This is a genomic window from Novipirellula aureliae (assembly GCF_007860185.1).
Taxonomy (GTDB): domain Bacteria; phylum Planctomycetota; class Planctomycetia; order Pirellulales; family Pirellulaceae; genus Novipirellula_A; species Novipirellula_A aureliae.
Genome location: NZ_SJPY01000004.1, coordinates 40,544 through 56,987, shown reverse-complemented (window position 1 = coordinate 56,987; position 16,444 = coordinate 40,544). Strand labels below are relative to the sequence as shown.

At 50.9% G+C, this 16,444-nt stretch carries 13 protein-coding genes; 3 read left to right on the top strand and 10 right to left on the bottom strand.

The genetic code is table 11. The features are described from left to right. Nucleotides 1-196: 196 nt before the first annotated feature. The gene (locus Q31b_RS12585) at nt 197-4,105 is read left to right on the top strand and encodes a cadherin domain-containing protein (RefSeq protein WP_197171450.1); all 3,909 of its coding nucleotides are present in this window, start codon (nt 197-199) and stop codon (nt 4,103-4,105) included. 436 nt (nt 4,106-4,541) lie between these two features. On the opposite strand, the gene Q31b_RS29015 is transcribed toward Q31b_RS12585, so the two are convergent. Next, nucleotides 4,542-4,985 carry a hypothetical protein gene (locus Q31b_RS29015; RefSeq protein ID WP_231617531.1) on the bottom strand — a complete coding sequence of 148 codons (444 nt, stop codon included), beginning with the start codon at nt 4,983-4,985 and terminating at the stop codon, nt 4,542-4,544. A gap of 1,041 nt (nt 4,986-6,026) precedes the next feature. On the opposite strand from Q31b_RS29015, the gene Q31b_RS12570 reads away from it, so the two are divergent. Further along, nucleotides 6,027-7,424: an RtcB family protein gene (locus Q31b_RS12570; RefSeq protein WP_146600056.1), complete on the top strand. Its 1,398-nt coding sequence runs from the start codon at nt 6,027-6,029 to the stop codon at nt 7,422-7,424. 123 nt (nt 7,425-7,547) lie between these two features. On the opposite strand, the gene Q31b_RS12565 is transcribed toward Q31b_RS12570, so the two are convergent. Then, on the bottom strand, nt 7,548-8,429 hold the full coding sequence (locus Q31b_RS12565; RefSeq protein ID WP_146600055.1) for a glycosyltransferase family 2 protein: 882 nt from the start codon (nt 8,427-8,429) through the stop codon (nt 7,548-7,550). Between the two features lie 15 nt (nt 8,430-8,444). On the opposite strand from Q31b_RS12565, the gene Q31b_RS12560 reads away from it, so the two are divergent. Further along, complete coding sequence (locus Q31b_RS12560) at nt 8,445-9,416, top strand: glycosyltransferase family 2 protein (protein WP_231617530.1); 972 nt, start codon at nt 8,445-8,447, stop codon at nt 9,414-9,416. 28 nt (nt 9,417-9,444) lie between these two features. Here Q31b_RS12560 and Q31b_RS12555 read toward each other — a convergent pair whose 3' ends face one another. From Q31b_RS12555 to Q31b_RS12520, 8 genes are read right to left on the bottom strand one after another with little or no spacing between them, the layout of a single operon-like run. Continuing rightward, nucleotides 9,445-10,320 (bottom strand): glycosyltransferase family 2 protein, encoded by an 876-nt coding sequence (locus tag Q31b_RS12555; RefSeq protein ID WP_146600053.1) that lies wholly within the window; start codon nt 10,318-10,320, stop codon nt 9,445-9,447. Beyond that, entirely contained in the window at nt 10,310-11,518 is a 1,209-nt protein-coding gene (locus tag Q31b_RS12550; protein ID WP_146600052.1) for a glycosyltransferase family 4 protein, read from the bottom strand. The genes Q31b_RS12555 and Q31b_RS12550 overlap by 11 nt, the downstream gene beginning before the upstream one ends. Beyond that, nucleotides 11,518-12,681, bottom strand: coding sequence for a DegT/DnrJ/EryC1/StrS family aminotransferase (locus tag Q31b_RS12545; protein ID WP_231617529.1), 1,164 nt, complete (start codon nt 12,679-12,681; stop codon nt 11,518-11,520). Before Q31b_RS12545 ends, Q31b_RS12550 begins: the two co-directional genes overlap by 1 nt. Then, nucleotides 12,678-13,460 carry a class I SAM-dependent DNA methyltransferase gene (locus Q31b_RS12540; RefSeq protein WP_146600051.1) on the bottom strand — a complete coding sequence of 261 codons (783 nt, stop codon included), beginning with the start codon at nt 13,458-13,460 and terminating at the stop codon, nt 12,678-12,680. Before Q31b_RS12540 ends, Q31b_RS12545 begins: the two co-directional genes overlap by 4 nt. Before the next feature lie 27 nt (nt 13,461-13,487). Further along, nucleotides 13,488-14,375 (bottom strand): hypothetical protein, encoded by an 888-nt coding sequence (locus tag Q31b_RS12535; protein ID WP_146600050.1) that lies wholly within the window; start codon nt 14,373-14,375, stop codon nt 13,488-13,490. Next, complete coding sequence (locus tag Q31b_RS12530; RefSeq protein ID WP_146600049.1) at nt 14,372-14,809, bottom strand: hypothetical protein; 438 nt, start codon at nt 14,807-14,809, stop codon at nt 14,372-14,374. The genes Q31b_RS12535 and Q31b_RS12530 overlap by 4 nt, the downstream gene beginning before the upstream one ends. 3 nt (nt 14,810-14,812) lie before the next feature. Continuing rightward, nucleotides 14,813-15,826, bottom strand: a complete 1,014-nt coding sequence (locus Q31b_RS12525; protein ID WP_146600048.1) for a glycosyltransferase family 2 protein — start codon at nt 15,824-15,826, stop codon at nt 14,813-14,815. After that, nucleotides 15,820-16,440, bottom strand: a complete 621-nt coding sequence (locus tag Q31b_RS12520; protein WP_197171447.1) for a class I SAM-dependent methyltransferase — start codon at nt 16,438-16,440, stop codon at nt 15,820-15,822. Before Q31b_RS12520 ends, Q31b_RS12525 begins: the two co-directional genes overlap by 7 nt. Nucleotides 16,441-16,444: the final 4 nt, after the last annotated feature.

Here is a 16,444-nt window from a genome sequence, read left to right as displayed (position 1 = left end):
CACTTATCTTAGGGGTCTCGTTCTTCCGCGAAAGCCTGTCTAGGGATGCTTAAAGTCACCCAAAGCAGCAAAGCAAAGGGCATTTTAGTTCATTCTCTCTTCGGCTAATAGATCCATGAAAAACAATTCATCGAAGTCTTCGCGATTGTCAAGGAAAGTTCGGCAGGCGCGTTCCAGGAAAACGCTTCGACGCCACGTGCTCGAAAAGTTGGAATCGCGACAACTCTTGGCAGTCGTCACTGGCGACGTGTTTCAAGATCTAAATTCCGAATCCATTCACGAACCTTCGGACGCTCCGTGGTCTGAGGTGCAAAGCAACGTCGTCACCTCGGAAATCGGAACGGAAAGTCGCGGCGATGAGATTGTTATCAATGAAGTCTATGGCGACACGTCTCCCTATTTGGAACTACGCGGGCCCAAAAGTGGCGTGGTCCCGGATGGCACCTACGTGGTTGTCATTGAGGAGTACGCGACCGGACAAGGTGACGTCAATCAAGTCTTTGACCTCGGCGGGTTGTCGTTTGGCAGCAACGGGTTCATGGTTTTTGTGACCGGTGATGCGAATGACGCAATCCATCCTGATTCGAGTGTTTACGAAAGTCTTACCGACTCCTTCGCCGGCCTACCAGAAGGAATTCATTCGAGCGACCGCGACTTTTGGTCCGTCATTGGTGGCAAGGCATATATGCTTGTTCAAAGCGATATCGCGCCCTCGATCACGGACAATATCGACTTAGACAAAGACGGCTTTTGGGATCCAGACGGTGTGGCGGCGAATTGGACGACGATCGATTCGCTTTCCATGCAAAATTTTGTGGGCGGCCCCAGCTATGCTTACGGCGACATTGTCTTTCGTGATATCGGCATAGGTGATATCAACATTCAAACAAAACCGGGCGTTCCAATCGTACTCAGCGAGGGAGCCGAATATGCCGGGCGAATTGGCGATTCCATCGGTAGCGACGCCAATGACTGGGTCGGGGGAGCAACACAGAACTCGGGAACGGGTTTGGAAATCGTATCTGGTTTTTGGGGGCCGCCCAGTCCTATTGCTTTTCAAGGCTTGCCGCTCGACCATGTCGGTGAGAGTAACTTTGTCGGAGGCGTTCGGGGTGCTATTTTTGAAAATCGTGTAAGCGGCGATGGCCCCGCTCGCGATGCCATTGCAGCATCCGGTTTGGTCGTGTTTGCCGATACAAACCAAAACGGAACGTTGGATGTCATCCGGCATGTCGTCGAACCAGATGACTTGGTAATCCGTGATGGCAGTAACCAAACGGTTGAATCAATGGATTTGCGGCATGCGGTGGATGGAGTATCGATCAGTTTATACGGTTCGTCGGGAAGATTCGATGATGATATCCGCTCCGAAAGTCAATATGACTTTCCCGATCGTCTTGTCAATCGAGTCTTTAACGATGGCAGTTTCGATTGGTTTGGAGAATCCAGGAAACTACGGTTCGATTTTTTTGACCCCGTTTCGGCTGTTTCAATCGACGTCATTGGGAACGATGGCAGTTCCTCGGCGACGTATGGACGCCTCGATGCATTCAATGCCGAAGGGGAAATCATCGGTTTTGTTCGCAGTCGCCGTTTGATCGGTTCGGCACGGCAAACCATTTCGCTTTCAGCTTCCGATGAAGACATTGCATATGTGATGGCCTATAGTGATTCGCATTTGGACGGTAGCTCCTTTGGCCGATTTGACCGGTTTACCTTCGACCAACTTGAACCGCACGCCGTCACCGATGACCGAGGTGAATATGAAATCAAACACTTGTTTCCGGGCGTCTACGACTTGACCGTCTCAACGGACAATCGTGGCGAGCCGCTAATTGGTGCCGAGCCTCGGAGAATCGAAGTTGCACGCTACGAGAATTTTGAGTTTATCGATGATGTACGGATCAACTCGGCTCCGACAATCGACCGTGAAGCTGTCTTTGAAATCGCCGAAAACCAGGCGGTCGAAACCGTGTTGGGTGTGATCGAAGCAAACGATGCCGATGCACAGGTCGTCCGCTATAGCATCGTTGCGACCAGCCCGATTCGCGACATTGATGGAAATGTTCTCGATCCCGAAACCGATTTCCCCTTCTCAATCGACGAATTGACAGGCGAGCTTCGTATATCGGCGAATGCAAAAGTCGATTTTGAAGCTCAGTCGACTCTGCGATTCAATGTCTTGGCGACTGACCCCTTAGGAGCCTCGGCAACGATGCGCGTGATCATCCGCTTAACCGATATGAATGAGGCCCCGGTCGTTGCAGACAATCCATTGCAGATTCGCGAATTGGCTCAAGCAGGCCAACAGGTAGGGCGCATTCAAGCGTTCGATCCCGACAAAGCGATGAATCAAACGCTGTCCTTCTTGGTAACGGGAGGAACGGCTACCAATTTGCTATCCGTCGATCCAACGACGGGTATTGTGACCGTTAAGCCCGGTGCAACATTCGATTTTGAATCACCCATGGATTTGACGCTTGAACTCGAAGTCCGTGATAGTGCCGTACCGGCGGCTGTCACGACGCTTACCAAACGGATCCAAGTGGTCGATGAGAACGATCCACCCCTTCTCAAGACGAATGTGATTACGATGGACGAGAATCAGACAGGACGCGTCGAACGTTTGGTCGTCGAAGATGCTGATCGAGGCCAAACTCATCTCTTCGAAATCGTTGCTGGAAACGGTATCAATACGTTTATCGTAAGCCGCGATGGTATCCTTTCCACTCGCGATGGAGTCGTGATCGACTTCGAAACTCAAAGCGAATACCAAATCGACGTGCGGATCATCGACACGGGAACGCCACCCAATTCGATGGTTCAAACGCTGACCATCCGTGTCTCCGATGTCAACGAGGCCCCCACTCTCAGCAACCAATCGATAGCCGTTCCCGAAGATGCTACCGGAGGCTCGCTATTGACGCAGTTGTCCGTGATGGATCCTGAAGGAGCCGAAGGTGAGTTCAAACTTGAAATGATTGCATCTGATTTCGCGAGCTATTTTGTCTTTGATGATGTGACCGGGAATTTGACGATTGCTAAAAACACTAACTTCGATTTCGAAACGAAATCGAGCGGTCAGCTCGTGTTCGAAGTGAAGCGGATCGGTGGTGAGAGCATCGGCGTTAGAAGTACACTTGCAGTTCAAATCCTTGATCGCAACGAGGCACCGATGATTTTGACGCAGTCGATCGCAGTGTCCGAATCGGTGAAAGCGGGTGCGCAGGTGGGACGAGTTCGAGCGACCGACCAAGATCGTCGCGACACGTTGACATTCACGATCGTCGGTGGATCGGCAGAGGATCTATTTGTTATCGATCCTCAATCAGGCTTTATCACGGTCGCACCGGAGACGATGTTGGATGCGGAAACCGATCCCGAACGGACGCTTGAAATCGAAGTCACCGATAGTCACGGATTAAGCGCTCGCCAAACCGTCAATATTCGAGTTAACGATGTCAACGAAACACCAAAGTTCGCAGGCACACTCGAAATACCGAAAGCAATCAGTGGACAGTACTTCGAGTATCAATTGCCCGAGGACTTTGTCTATGATCCCGAGGGCGGTGAATTCAGTTTGGCTATTTATGGCGAGAACAAATTGCTGCCATCTTGGCTACGGTTCAATCCTGCGACTCGGACGATCAGCGGCACGCCGAATCCTAGCTTCATTGGCTCAACCCCTTTGACGCTTCGAGCTTTTGAACTGGGACTCATTGATTTGTTCAATACGCAATCGTTCTCAATTGATGTCGAGCGAGGGGAGCGGCCATGGATGAAGCAGCGTAACCCGCTTGATGTTGACGATAACGGAATCGTAGCTCCAAGCGATGCGCTTCGGATCATCAACTTCATCAATGAAAACCCGGGTGGGAAGCTTCCGTCCGGAACCGTTAGCTCCTTCGGAGGTTTCATTGACGTGTCGGGCGACAACATGGTCACGCCGCTCGATGCGGTTTTGGTCATCAATAGCCTATCCGACCGATCAACACGTACGCCGGGCGATCAGATCGCATCGATTGACAATTCGATCAACGAGCGAGAACGAACCAACGACGCGGCCCTCGATGAGTTATTGAGAGAGGAATCGAAGTTGTTCTAGATGCCCTCGTTTTGTTCGGAACGCACCGGGTTGCGACGTTTTCCAATCAGAGGTACCCAAACCGTTGATCACGCGTTTCGCTCTTAGTAGATGTGGGAGATAATATACGCGGCCGGATGTGCCAGTAAACTTTAGTGTCTTGAACGAGGGCCGTATGGCGAAGCAGAAACGGAGCAGACGCGGCACCTGCGCCATTTGTGGAAAGTTTGGACCTACTACCCGAGATCACATTCCCCCGCAGTCAATGTTCGGAAAACCACTTCCCAGCGAGCGGCGTGGTCGTTGCCCAACGTTTGGAAGAAATGCCCGCGACAAGGCCGCACAAAGGCGACGTCGCGGGCGTGTTGGCTGGTTGGGTAGAAAGATGGGTTGGTTGACTTCGCGTGACGTCGTCGCAACTACTAGCCGCGAAGTTAGCAAATGTTTTTGACGACTTCTATTCTTCCGAATCGCTCGCCCCAGAATCGCTCACCCCAGATTCGTCGTTCAAGTATTCGTTAACGGGATGACCGCCGATCAACGATACCGCTTCTAGACTGGCGAGTCCTTCCGCAAGAAAGCGATATGCCTCTCTAACCTGATGAACACCATTGTGTTCGCAGTAGGCGACTTTGTAATTCTTGCCAACGACCTTCAGGCTTTCTTTATCCATCCCCTCATCTTCGCGAGCCTTCGCTGGTTCGATCGACGGCAACGCTTTGATCGCGTCGTACATCTCTTGCGACACGAAAAACGTAATCGAGGATGGGTTTCGACTCGCGAGCGGTTCAAAGACGGGATAGCCAAGCGTCGATACAAGCGTGCTGACCGTCTCAAAGACGTCTAACAACTCGGCTTCCATCGGTTCGGGAACGTGTAACCGTTCACGGCCTTCGGCCATGAACGGCTACATTTTTCTTTTGAGCCCTTTGTGCTCTCTTGTAGTAGCAATACAGCTAGGAATTTAGGACCGCAAGAAAGCACAAAGGACGCGATAGGGTGTTAACATCCGCCACGGATTGACACGAATCAGAAAAACAAACCAGAGATTCGTGGCTGAAAGAACGTTGTTGTTCCTAGCTTTAGACAAAAGGCTCTTCAACTTTCATGAGCGTCCATTCGCGGGCGAACCACTAACAGAATGCTGGACAAAGAGCTTTGCCCGCCAATCAGGCGAATGGACGCGAATGGACGCTCAGGTTATTTGGTGTGCCCATGCAGCAACTCAAAACCGCTAATCGACGCTTAGGAACGCTAATCAAGCATCGGTGGTCTGCTTCGAATGGTTTGATTAGCGTCGCTTAGCGTGCATTAGCCCGGATGATTCATGGGCTTGCAAATTGTTTTGCTAACGTCTACGCCTTAAAGCGTTTACGTTCATTGCTCGGAAAACAGTCTGCGTATTAGCCATTTTGGCGTTAGCGGGCTGTCGATTTAATCGTTTAACGCTTAGCCGAAGGCGTCAGCTTTTCTATAAGCGGTCGCCTATGGCTTGGCGTTAAACAATCAGTCGAGTCAAACCGATTAAATCAGCAGGCCGCTATCGCCAAAACGGCTAATGAATCATCCGGGTTAGCGGTTCGACTTTGCCGCCGACACTCAAGAGGGGGGACGAACACGAATCAAGAAAGTTTGAGAACACGAATCAAGACCAAGCAGCAGGTCGCAATCATCGTCCCCATTCGCTCATGATATCTTTCGCCTGCCGTACCTCGCGTGCCTTGAGTGATCCGGCGATCAATCACGCAGTGACGAATCTGCTGCTCGCTGTGATTGTTTGTCGGCTCAACGTCACTGTCGAACGAACCTTCAAGTCAAAAAAAGGTTCTTAGAGATCAACATCGAGACGAAATCACTCAATGATGAAACCGTACTCGTTACAATCAAATAAGAATAACGCTAGAGAGCGCCGGTGTGATTTTCAAAAGGATAGGCTCAAACAATGAAAGCTCGTGAACTAAACAACCTCGGCGTTCCAAAAGGACCGGCGATGAAGGTCGCCATGGAAGCAACGAAGCAGGCAGCGGGCGAAAAGATGAGCAAACTGGACATGCGCAGCCGAGTTTCGGAGGTGGTCCAAACGCCACAGTCTTTTGTAAGTGATCCCATTTGGGGAAAGCTCGCTTCGTCGCTGACGGAGGTATTCGACGCACAAGCTCGGTACATCCCTCGCGAAGAATCCGCACCTTGGAAACAATGGGGCGATGAACTCGATGTGAACGCGGTCGAACAGATGACCCATGCGTGCAAGTTGCCTGTATCGGTTTCGGGGGCACTTATGCCCGATGCCCACCTCGGGTACGGGCTGCCGATTGGCGGCGTGTTGGCAACCAAGAATTGTGTTATTCCTTATGCCGTTGGTGTCGACATCGCATGCCGAATGAAAATGACCGTACTCGATCTGCCAGTCGATACGCTGCAAAAGGACCAAGATCGATTGCGGAATGCAATTGAGCGTGAAACGATGTTTGGCATTGGAGCCGCTTTTCGCAAAAAGCGTCAACATGATGTCTTGGATGCCGATTGGAACGTGTCACCGATCACAAAAACCAACAAAGACAAGGCTTGGAAGCAATTGGGGACAAGCGGAAGTGGGAACCACTTTGTCGAGTTTGGCATGCTAACACTTGATCAAGCTGATTTGGGACTTGAAGCGGGGACCTACTTGGCATTGTTGAGCCACAGTGGTTCTCGTGGAACCGGTGCATCCGTTTGTGCACACTACAGTATGTTGGCGAAACAAGCCCACCCGGAACTTCCACGGGAACTGTCCAATTTGGCTTGGCTCGACCTAGATAGCGAAGCGGGGCACGAGTACTTTGAAGCGATGAACTTGATGGGTGAGTACGCGGCTGCGAACCATTGGTGTATCCACAATGCAATCAAGGCGAATCTCGGCGTCGACGTATTACTTGATGTTGAAAACCATCACAACTTTGCTTGGAAGGAAACGCATGGTGGTGAAGAATTGATCGTGCATCGCAAAGGAGCAACCCCGGCTGGGAAGGGCGTGCTGGGCATCATCCCAGGATCGATGGGGACCCCTGGATACCTGGTACGTGGGAAAGGTGTCGAAGCGTCATTGATGAGCGCATCACATGGTGCGGGACGCAAGATGAGTCGGACCGCCGCCAAGGCAAAGTTCAATTGGAAAGACGTCAAGCGTTTCTTGGATGAGCGAGGCGTCGTATTGATGTCGGCCGGACTCGATGAAGTACCGATGGCATACAAGGACATCGACGAAGTGATGGCAGCGCAGCGAGACTTGGTTGAAACGGTAGCCCGTTTCGACCCCAAGTTAGTGAAGATGGCTAAAGCGGGCGAGCGACCTGAGGATTGATTCGATGCAATCGATCGTAGACCAGGATCTCAACCTATCCGGCCGTCCTTAAACGTTTTGTTACGTGACAATGGCCTTCTCGTCTCTTTGTGGGCGGTCGATCAGGAGGTGGGGATTATTCACTCAGCGACCTCGACCGAGAAGCCAGCGACAGGCTGCGGCAACGCGATCGAGTTTTAGTGTCAAGTAACGGCGTTCGACCCTTTCAAGATAATTCACGCGATCACTGCACTGCTGGATCACATTTTCCCTCGCCAGCTTCATCTTGGTGGCCAATTCACCATCGAAGTGCGATTCGAGGTATCCGAACAAGGCAAGCAGTTCTTCCCATTGGCGAAACGTCGCCAGCCCTGACCAAAGGCCTCCAGCATGGGCCCGGTATGCGGTCAAGACTTCGGGAACGAACCCAATCGGTCCGACGTTAGCATGCAGGATCGCCAGCGCCCAATCGCCGATCCGCAACTTCGAATGCCACATCGGAGTGCGTTCGATGATCCCTTGGCGATACATCGTGACCGACATCGTTTGAATTTGGCACTCTTGCAAGAAATCGTCAACGCCAAGCGGAGCCGATGGAAAAACGTTCGGCTTGATGATTGCCTCTCGACTGCCGTCCTCGTAGAACACTCGGCAAGCTCCGAAGCACATGCTCCAATCGGGGTGCATCTCCATCGCGTCATGCTGTTTCTTCAGCTTCAGCGGATCGATCCAATAGTCGTCACCTTCGAGAACCGCAAGATACCGTCCACGAGCACGCTCGCGGCAATCTTGCAAGTTACCGGATAGGCCGAGATTTTTTGGGCGAGGCAACAGCGTCAACCGACCTGGATGCTGCTGATCCAAACGTTCGAGCACTGCGCGAGTGCCATCCGTCGAACAATCCTCACCGACCAAAATTTCAATCGGAAATGGAGTTTGCTGCTCCAGTACACTCTGGACCGCCTGTTCGATATATTGTTCGTGGTTGTAAGTAATCAACGCCACGCTCACGACCGGAGTCGTCATGAAGAAGCCTTCCTTTTGTCTTGCACCATTTTGCCTTTTAGAGCAGGAAAATCGAATCAAGTGAACCCCGAGACACCACTCGTCAGCGTCTTGATGCCGGTTCGCGACACAGAGCAATACGTTGGACTGGCAATCTCCAGTATTCTAACTCAATCCTTTTCCGAGTTTGAGTTTCTGATTATCGACGATGGCTCATCCGACCAAACACCCGCGTTATTGAAACACGCTGCGGACCAAGATCATCGAATTCGCCTGATCACACAAGCCACCGATGGAGTGCGAGTTGCACTTAGTCGCGGCCTCGAATCCGCTCGGGGCCAGTATATCGCACGCATGGATGCTGATGATATCGCGCTACCAGATCGTTTAGAAAAACAAGTAACTTATCTGGACTCCCACCCCGGGGTCGTCGGAGTGGGGGGGCAAACATGGGCGATTGACAGCGACGATCTACGTCTGTTTCCCATCGAATTGCCGACGGATCCCGAGGCGATCGAGCAGTCTCTTTTGAGCGGAAAGAACTGTATAAGCAATCCGACGACGATGCTGCGGCGTCGTGCGGTGCAGATTGCCGGTGGATACAAAGACGAATATCCGACGGACGATTATGGGCTCTGGTTACGTTTGCTCGAAGTCGGGCCGCTGCACAATCAAGCTGATTTTGTCTTGGAATATCGGCTGCATGCGGCCCAGACAACGCTCAGTAAACATCAATCGCAGCTCACAGCAGCCCATCGCATCGTCAATGAAGCACGAGAGCGACGAGGCCTACCCCTTCTCGCAGAGCTACCACCAGACCATTCGCCTGCCAGCATCGCAAGAATCCACCACCACTGGGCCATGTCCGCAGCACAAAGCGGCCAGTGGAAAGCAGCTCGCAAGCATGCCAAATACGCCATCACAATGGAACCCGCCAATCTCCACGCCTGGTGGACGATGTTCAAGGGCTGCTTTCATCTACGACTTCGCCAACGACAACCTCAATGATCAACTTGCGAGCATTCGAATCTTCTTGTCAACTTCTCTCCACATCGCTTGGCGACTTTTTAGAAAGGCCCAACGACTGAAGCAGTCGATTTCCGCGATAGACAAAGGAGTCGCGTGCACGAGTGATGATGGGCGGAAGGTATCGTTTTTGAGTCTCCTCGATCGCTTGTTTTCGCGCCTGTTGCTCCAATGATTCGAGATGAAACTCCGCCATATCAAGCATCCCCTGATCGACACAGCAGGCGATCAGTTCCGCACGAAGCTTTAGCCTGCCAGCGAGGGACTTGCACTCAGGATAGATCCTCGGACGGCTTAATGTTTGATCCACATGAACAAAACGTCCTTGATCGAAAAGGCGTAGCCAAAGGTCAGGATCCAAAGCATAGTGGAGATGATTACGAAGTCCTCCAGCTTTCTCAAATGCCGTGCGAGCGAAAAAGCAACTCGGCTGAAAGAAGACCGCATCGAACCCCCAGCGAGCCAGTGATTGCTTGTCGCTGAAGATCGCGGGTTGGTGGTAGAGGAACTGCCCATCACGATTGGTCACATCCGCATTGCCAATCCAAGCCACCGCATCCGAGGCATCCGCGTAGGCTTTGGCAACCGACATCAATGCGCCGCTCTCCAAAACATCATCCGAGTTCAACCATCCCAAAATTTCGCCGGTCGCCCTTTCGAAGCCCTTATTGATCGCATGGCTTTGCCCTTCATCCTCCTCACTTACCCAATACGTCAATCGATCCGAGTAGCGTTTGATGATCTCAACCGAACCATCCGTACTACCACCGTCGACAACGATGTATTCAAGATTCGGATAGTTCTGATCCAGTACAGAGAGCAACGTTTCTTCGAGGAAATCCGCCTGTTGAAATGACGGCGTGACGATTGAAATTTTAGGATACATGGTTACAGAGAGTCCCAGTACTACTCTTACGTTGAGAGGGCCAACACCTTCGATACTTCGCCAAATGTCCGAAAAGGCTCAGCAGATCGCTGGTATAACGCTTCATCGAAAGCCGATTAGTGAGACACGTACCACGCTCGATCAATCCACGTCGAGTCTCTGTGTTGCTCATCACTTGGTGAATCGCGGAAGCCATCGCGAGTTCGTCCGTCGGTGTTACCAACAATGCGGTGTCTCCTAGTTGCTCCTCAGCACCCGGCACATTGGATGCAACAACAGGGCACTTCAAACTCATCGCCTCTATCGGTGGTAGGTTGTCAGGACCGAAAAGGCTCGCAAACACCAAAGCTTCACCATTCTCATACAGCCACCGAAGTTCTTCATCTTGAATGAAGCCAGGAAAGACGACGGATACCCCGGCATCTCTGGCCATCGACTCGACATACTCCCGCGTACAGGACGCATCAAGATTTGCAGATCCTGGAAAAACGGCCGTTATGTCCAAACCAAAATTCTGTTTTAGAGCGCGGAGAGCTAAAACAATTGTCACATGATTTTTATGTGGCCAAAATTGTGATGGATACACGACAAACCGGTTGTTCGGTGCCCACTTCGGCTTGACTGCAACACATTGCAATAGGTCACTTGAAACAGCAAACGGTATGACACTGATTCGATCAGGATGCACGCCGAAAAACAACTCGATTTCTTTTTTTCCTTGTTCGGTTCCTGTGACGACCGCTGCAGCACGCCTCAGCACTCGCTGGTATGTCAACTCTCGGCTGTCCCAATCCCAGCCCACGGTTGAGACCTCTGGGAAAAAAGGCTGCATACGATGCTGAAGATCCCAGCATGTCACGACATAGGGCATGTCGAGTGAAACCGTACCTGGGTGGGGAGAGTAGAGCAAATCAATCCCCTGCTGTTTTAGCGTTCGATTCGTAACACTCGATTGAGTCTCCAACGGCCCTACGAGTCGAAGTTTCTCCGCAATCAACCTTCTACGAGTCATGAGTTGGGCGTGTGGAATTTCTATATTCGGAATTTCAAAACGGGGATTAGGCTTATCCGAAATCAAATGAAACTCAAACTGATCATTTGCCTGATTGGCAAGCCCTAGAGTCACCTCCGATTCAAAACGAGATCCGCCGCCAAGTTCGCGAGCAAAAGAGCTATAACAGATTCCTACTCTCATCATTAGCTGGTCCTAGATTTGGTAAGATCATTTAGGATAGCCTTGAGTGAAACGCAGACATGTTCGATTTCCAAATTGGCTAGCCCCAACCCGCTTGGCAAATACAAACCTTGCCGAGCCATTCGCTCCGCTACCGGGTAGTGCTCATCATGAAACAACCCCAACTTCTGAAACACCGGTTGCCAGTGCATTGGCCAGAAAAACGGGCGAGTGCCGATCTTCTTTTGGCCCAATAACTCCGCGACTTGCTGAGTTGTTCCTTGAAAGGAATCGGACAAAACAACACCAAAAACCCAATAAATGTTTTTGGCATAATCGGTCTCCGATAAAGGCAGCTCCAATTCGGGAATTGCGGATAATCTCTCTCCATACATCTGGCCGATCTCTCGTTTTCGCCCCACATGCGAATCAAGTCTTTGGAGCTGAGCCAGGCCAATCGCAGCTTGCATGTTGGTCATTCTGTAGTTCCAACCGAGTTCTTCGTGAACAAATCGGCGATGAGGCTGGAAGCATAGGTTTCGAAGACCTTGGCATTTTTCAGCGATCGTATCGTTGTCGGTTACAACCATCCCACCTTCGCCACAGGTGATATGCTTGTTGGGATAGAAGCTGAACGTGCTGATCGCTCCAAAACTACCGCACGGTCGGCCTCGAACCGTCTGGCCGTGCATTTCCGCTGCGTCCTCGATGACAACGAGTCCATACCGATTGGCAATGTCAAGCACCCTATCCATATCGACGGGCAAACCGTAGACATGGACGACGATGATCGCTTTCGTCTTTGCCGTAATTCTCTCTTCCATCTGTGAAACATCCATGTTCCATGTCTTCGGGTCGGAGTCGACGAGAACAGGAACGCCCCCAGCTCGCACCACCGATGCCGCCGGCGAGATGATCGTGAATGTTGGCATGATGACTTCATCACCCTGGCCAATCCCGGCAGCAGCAACCGCGATATCCAATGCTCCACTGCCATTGGCGCAAGCGATTGCATGTTTACGATCGACCACTCTGGCAAACTCGTTTTCAAATCTCTTTACGAATGGTCCTTCGCTACTTATCCAACCGGAATCGATGCACTCGTTAAGGTATTGCTTCTCGTTACCATCGAGCAAAGGGGTGTTAACGGGGATCATACGGTTGCTAGGGAAAGTCGTCTGGTTCACGAGATTGATTCGCCTTTTTTGGCTATAAAGGTCACGCCCCAAGTGTCAGCCGATGGTTCTTCGCCGTCCATCCACTGTTCGCTATGAATGATGTTTAGCCCCACGCGATTGGCAATAAGCTCCAGTTCCGGAGTGAAAAAGTATCGCATCGAGTGCGTTTCCTTGAGTCTTTCCACACATCCGTTCGTTTTATCCGTCACAATCATCGTGTAGTCCACATCGACTCGATTCCGATTCACATCAAGTGTGGGTTCGGCAATACGAAGGACGTCACAATGGACGTTTTCCATTCGCTTGACCCGTGTGGAAGGTCTCTGCATCAGAACGGCAGGTCCGTACCAAACATCGAAAACGAAGATACCACCATCGGCAAGATGCGAATACGCCGTTTGAAATAGTGCTAGCACGTCAGCATTGGTGATCTGGTAGCTGACAACATGAAACAGCGACAGAACGCAATCAAATTGAAGGTTCAAACGGGCGTCACGGGCATCGCCCTTGATCACGCGAACTCGTGCTGATGTTGCCTTGCATTCGGCTATCCTCGATTTTCCTGCCGCCAGCATTTCGTCACTTCGCTCGATGCCAGTGACGTCGAGTCCCGATTGCGCAAGCAGGCATGCATGCTTCGCGGTGCCACAGCCCAATTCGAGGATTTCTTTCGCATCTTTCGCAAATTGGTCCACAAGCGATCGGATGTAGTTGGACTCCGCTACATAGTCTTTGTCTTGGTACAGCAGGTCATAGTACCGGCCATACGCATTAAACGGATTTGACACAGAATAATTCCTTCGGCTCAGGAAAACCTAGACATTGACGTATTCCCAATCGCTGATCTCATCGAATAATTTCTGACGCTCTTGATTTCGCGGATGCTGCAGCGTCGACTCGACCGAAACCTCTGGGAACTCTTCTAATCCAACGTCGTCTCTCAGATAGATGCTGTTGAACCCATATCGATTTGCACCAATAAGCCGATAGCCTTTCTTCTTTGCCAGTTTTGTGATCGCGACGGGCGAAGCTCCGTGGTACTGAGGATGTTTACCTGGGTAAACATAGTCCTTATCGTAAGGAACAACGATACTCCGAAGGCCAAACTCAATATGGGCCTCAATCATGATAACACGAGGCCTCACGCACTCAAGGGCTTCCCAAACCCAATAATCATGGCCATCAATATCAATCGAGAGCAAATCAATGTCGCGCTCCATTGAGGCTTCTTTAATCAAATGATTCACATTTTCCCGCGTAATCATCGAACAGACAAACTTAGGTGGATAAATCCAGGTGTTGCCATGCGTGGCATACCAACTTCTCCCATATTCGATCTTTTCAGCGTTCCCATCGACGAATAGGCCAGTCCACTGATGGTTAATCGCAAGGTTCGCGCAATTACTATTGATGCCATCAGCACTTCCCAAATCGACGAACGTTCGACTCGGACTACCTAATACCGTCATCAAATACAACAGGATGCCATCTTCCTCGAACTGAGAAAAATTCCGAAAACCGACGTCGTCAAGAGCGTGGATTATGCCTGCTTGGGCTTGCGCCTTCCAGGTCGCGACCAGATTCCGCTGAGCGATTTGAACGGCCGGAGATGCCCGATGATACTCAGTCTGATCGTTAGCATGCTTGTCAAGCTCATGTTCAACCTGTGCACGCATCCAGTCGCGAAGTCGTTTCTTTATCACGGATTACCTAGCCTAATCTTATCTGCGGGGACTGGTTCAAATCGTGTCTTGTCTTGATCACCGTTGTACGGGCCTTGCTTGACTTCGATAATTTCACTCGGCTCTAACATCTCGAAACCGTGGCCGCCAGCGGCCAACAAAATAACGTCACCGGCTGACAAGACTCTGCTTTGAAGGTAATGACGACCATCGGTATAGAAATCGACACGAACTTTTCCTGATTTGATCAACAAGACTTCCTGCGTCCAAACAACAGCACGCTCTACCGGATTATGTACATGCGGCTCGATTGTGTATCCAGCAGGGCGGTTCATGTAACCGAGTTGTTGGGAAAACACGCTGGGAGTAAAAAACTCAATCCCATCCGAATGAAAGTTTGCCCGGATGATGATACCGATCGTTTGATCAAGATGTTTGATTTGTTCGACGCTCATGAGTCAGGTTTTGCTGATTTCGAGGTTTCGGGGATAAGCATAATTCCAATAGTCTGGCCGAACCACCCATTCCCGCACATCAGGATCATTTTGATACTGTGATTGGTGATACATATAGCCGTTCCTGTATGCACTCTTGGTTTCAAGTTGTACGAGATCATTCGACTTGCGGACGCACTCAAACCCCTTCTTGAAGGCCCAGCTAAGACGCTCACGGCGCGATAAATTTCGAGGCAATGGTATTTGAGGGGCGTTCTCGAACGTTTTGCCTCGAAGGTGTGTATAGGAGTCCGATATGCCTTGCAAGTAGGCGCGACGCTTGAAATAGGACACTGTCAACCGAGTGGTGGGGATTTCGTGCACGACAGCCGTTTCGGGATCGTAAATCCCGAACTCCATTCTTTCATTCATCGCATATGCGATACCCGTTTCTCCATCTCCTCGAAAACGCCTCAGATGCCAAGGGACTCCATCGGGATGAAAGCCGCCAATGTCTTTCAAATAACTCTTTCGGATTGCGAGGTTAAGTCCCCAAATGAACATTGGATCAATCTCAATCCTTTGGCTACCGCAGTCCAGGATGCTAATGTAGGTGCAGTAGCGTTTCTGCCGTTCATGCACAAAAAACGAATCCAGCCAGGATGGAGGTGCCGATTCGTATCTCGGGCTGCTCGGGCCACCAACGAGTGTGACAAGCGGATCCGAGAAATTTCTTTGCAACGAATCCATCCAACTTTCTGAAACAGTCACATCATCATCGAGAAAACAGACGACGACTCCTTCACTCTCAGATACAGCACGATGCCTAGCCGCAAGCAACCCTGGGATAGGTTCCTCAATGACTCGAAGGCATACCGATGGGAACTTGGATACCAGGTCTGAATCTTGCCACGCATCAAAGTTGGCATTCGCGATGACGAGGATTTCAAAATCGCCACTTTTCGCGCGTTCAATTGAACGCAAGACACGGATGACATCCTGTGGTTTCTTAGCCGTCAAAATGGCGATGCTTAGCATTGGCAACTCTGTTGCTTTGAGCCTTCCATAACAGCCCAGTACATATTCGGCATGATGTGTTCCTCTCTCGCCACCTTCTTCACCTCTTCTTCGATAACCGTCTTTACACCCGTCGCCCAGCCAAAATCATGGAAGATCGCAATCGAATTCTCTTTCAAAAAGGGAGACCATGCATACCAATCTGCCTTCACGGCCTCATAGCTATGGTCTCCATCGAGAAACAGAATATCGATATCCTGATGAAACTGGCTGGCGACTTCGCTGCTTCTGCCACGCATGGTTTGAATGAGGTGGCTAAATTTCTGTGTGTTTGTCATGAAGTCTGAGAAGGTATCGCGAGCACCCTCGGTCATCGCGTCATTTTTCCATGTGTCAACACAGTACAGTTTTGCGTTACGAGCGTTCGTACTCCTAGAGAGTCCTGCTGCAATAAAACAAGCGGATGCACCGACATAAGACCCCACCTCCACGACAACACCACCCTTGCGTTCTGCCAAGGTTGCAAGCTGCCACTTCTCCTCCTCCGTCAAATGAGTCTGGACTTTGGACGCCTTCCACAAACCTTGTGTGGCGTACCTTAGGGATTTCCGAAAGCTTCGTAAAGAATTAAGCACGTGA

What these genes read in the sequence shown, in the direction of transcription:
- Q31b_RS12570 (WP_146600056.1), top strand. Translation starts at nt 6,027, where the DNA reads ATGAAAGCTCGTGAACTAAACAACCTCGGCGTTCCAAAAGGACCGGCG.
- Q31b_RS12525 (WP_146600048.1), bottom strand. Translation starts at nt 15,826, where the DNA reads ATGCTAAGCATCGCCATTTTGACGGCTAAGAAACCACAGGATGTCATC.
- Q31b_RS29015 (WP_231617531.1), bottom strand. Translation starts at nt 4,985, where the DNA reads ATGGCCGAAGGCCGTGAACGGTTACACGTTCCCGAACCGATGGAAGCC.
- Q31b_RS12550 (WP_146600052.1), bottom strand. Translation starts at nt 11,518, where the DNA reads ATGATGAGAGTAGGAATCTGTTATAGCTCTTTTGCTCGCGAACTTGGC.
- Q31b_RS12530 (WP_146600049.1), bottom strand. Translation starts at nt 14,809, where the DNA reads ATGAGCGTCGAACAAATCAAACATCTTGATCAAACGATCGGTATCATC.
- Q31b_RS12555 (WP_146600053.1), bottom strand. Translation starts at nt 10,320, where the DNA reads ATGTATCCTAAAATTTCAATCGTCACGCCGTCATTTCAACAGGCGGAT.
- Q31b_RS12565 (WP_146600055.1), bottom strand. Translation starts at nt 8,429, where the DNA reads ATGACGACTCCGGTCGTGAGCGTGGCGTTGATTACTTACAACCACGAA.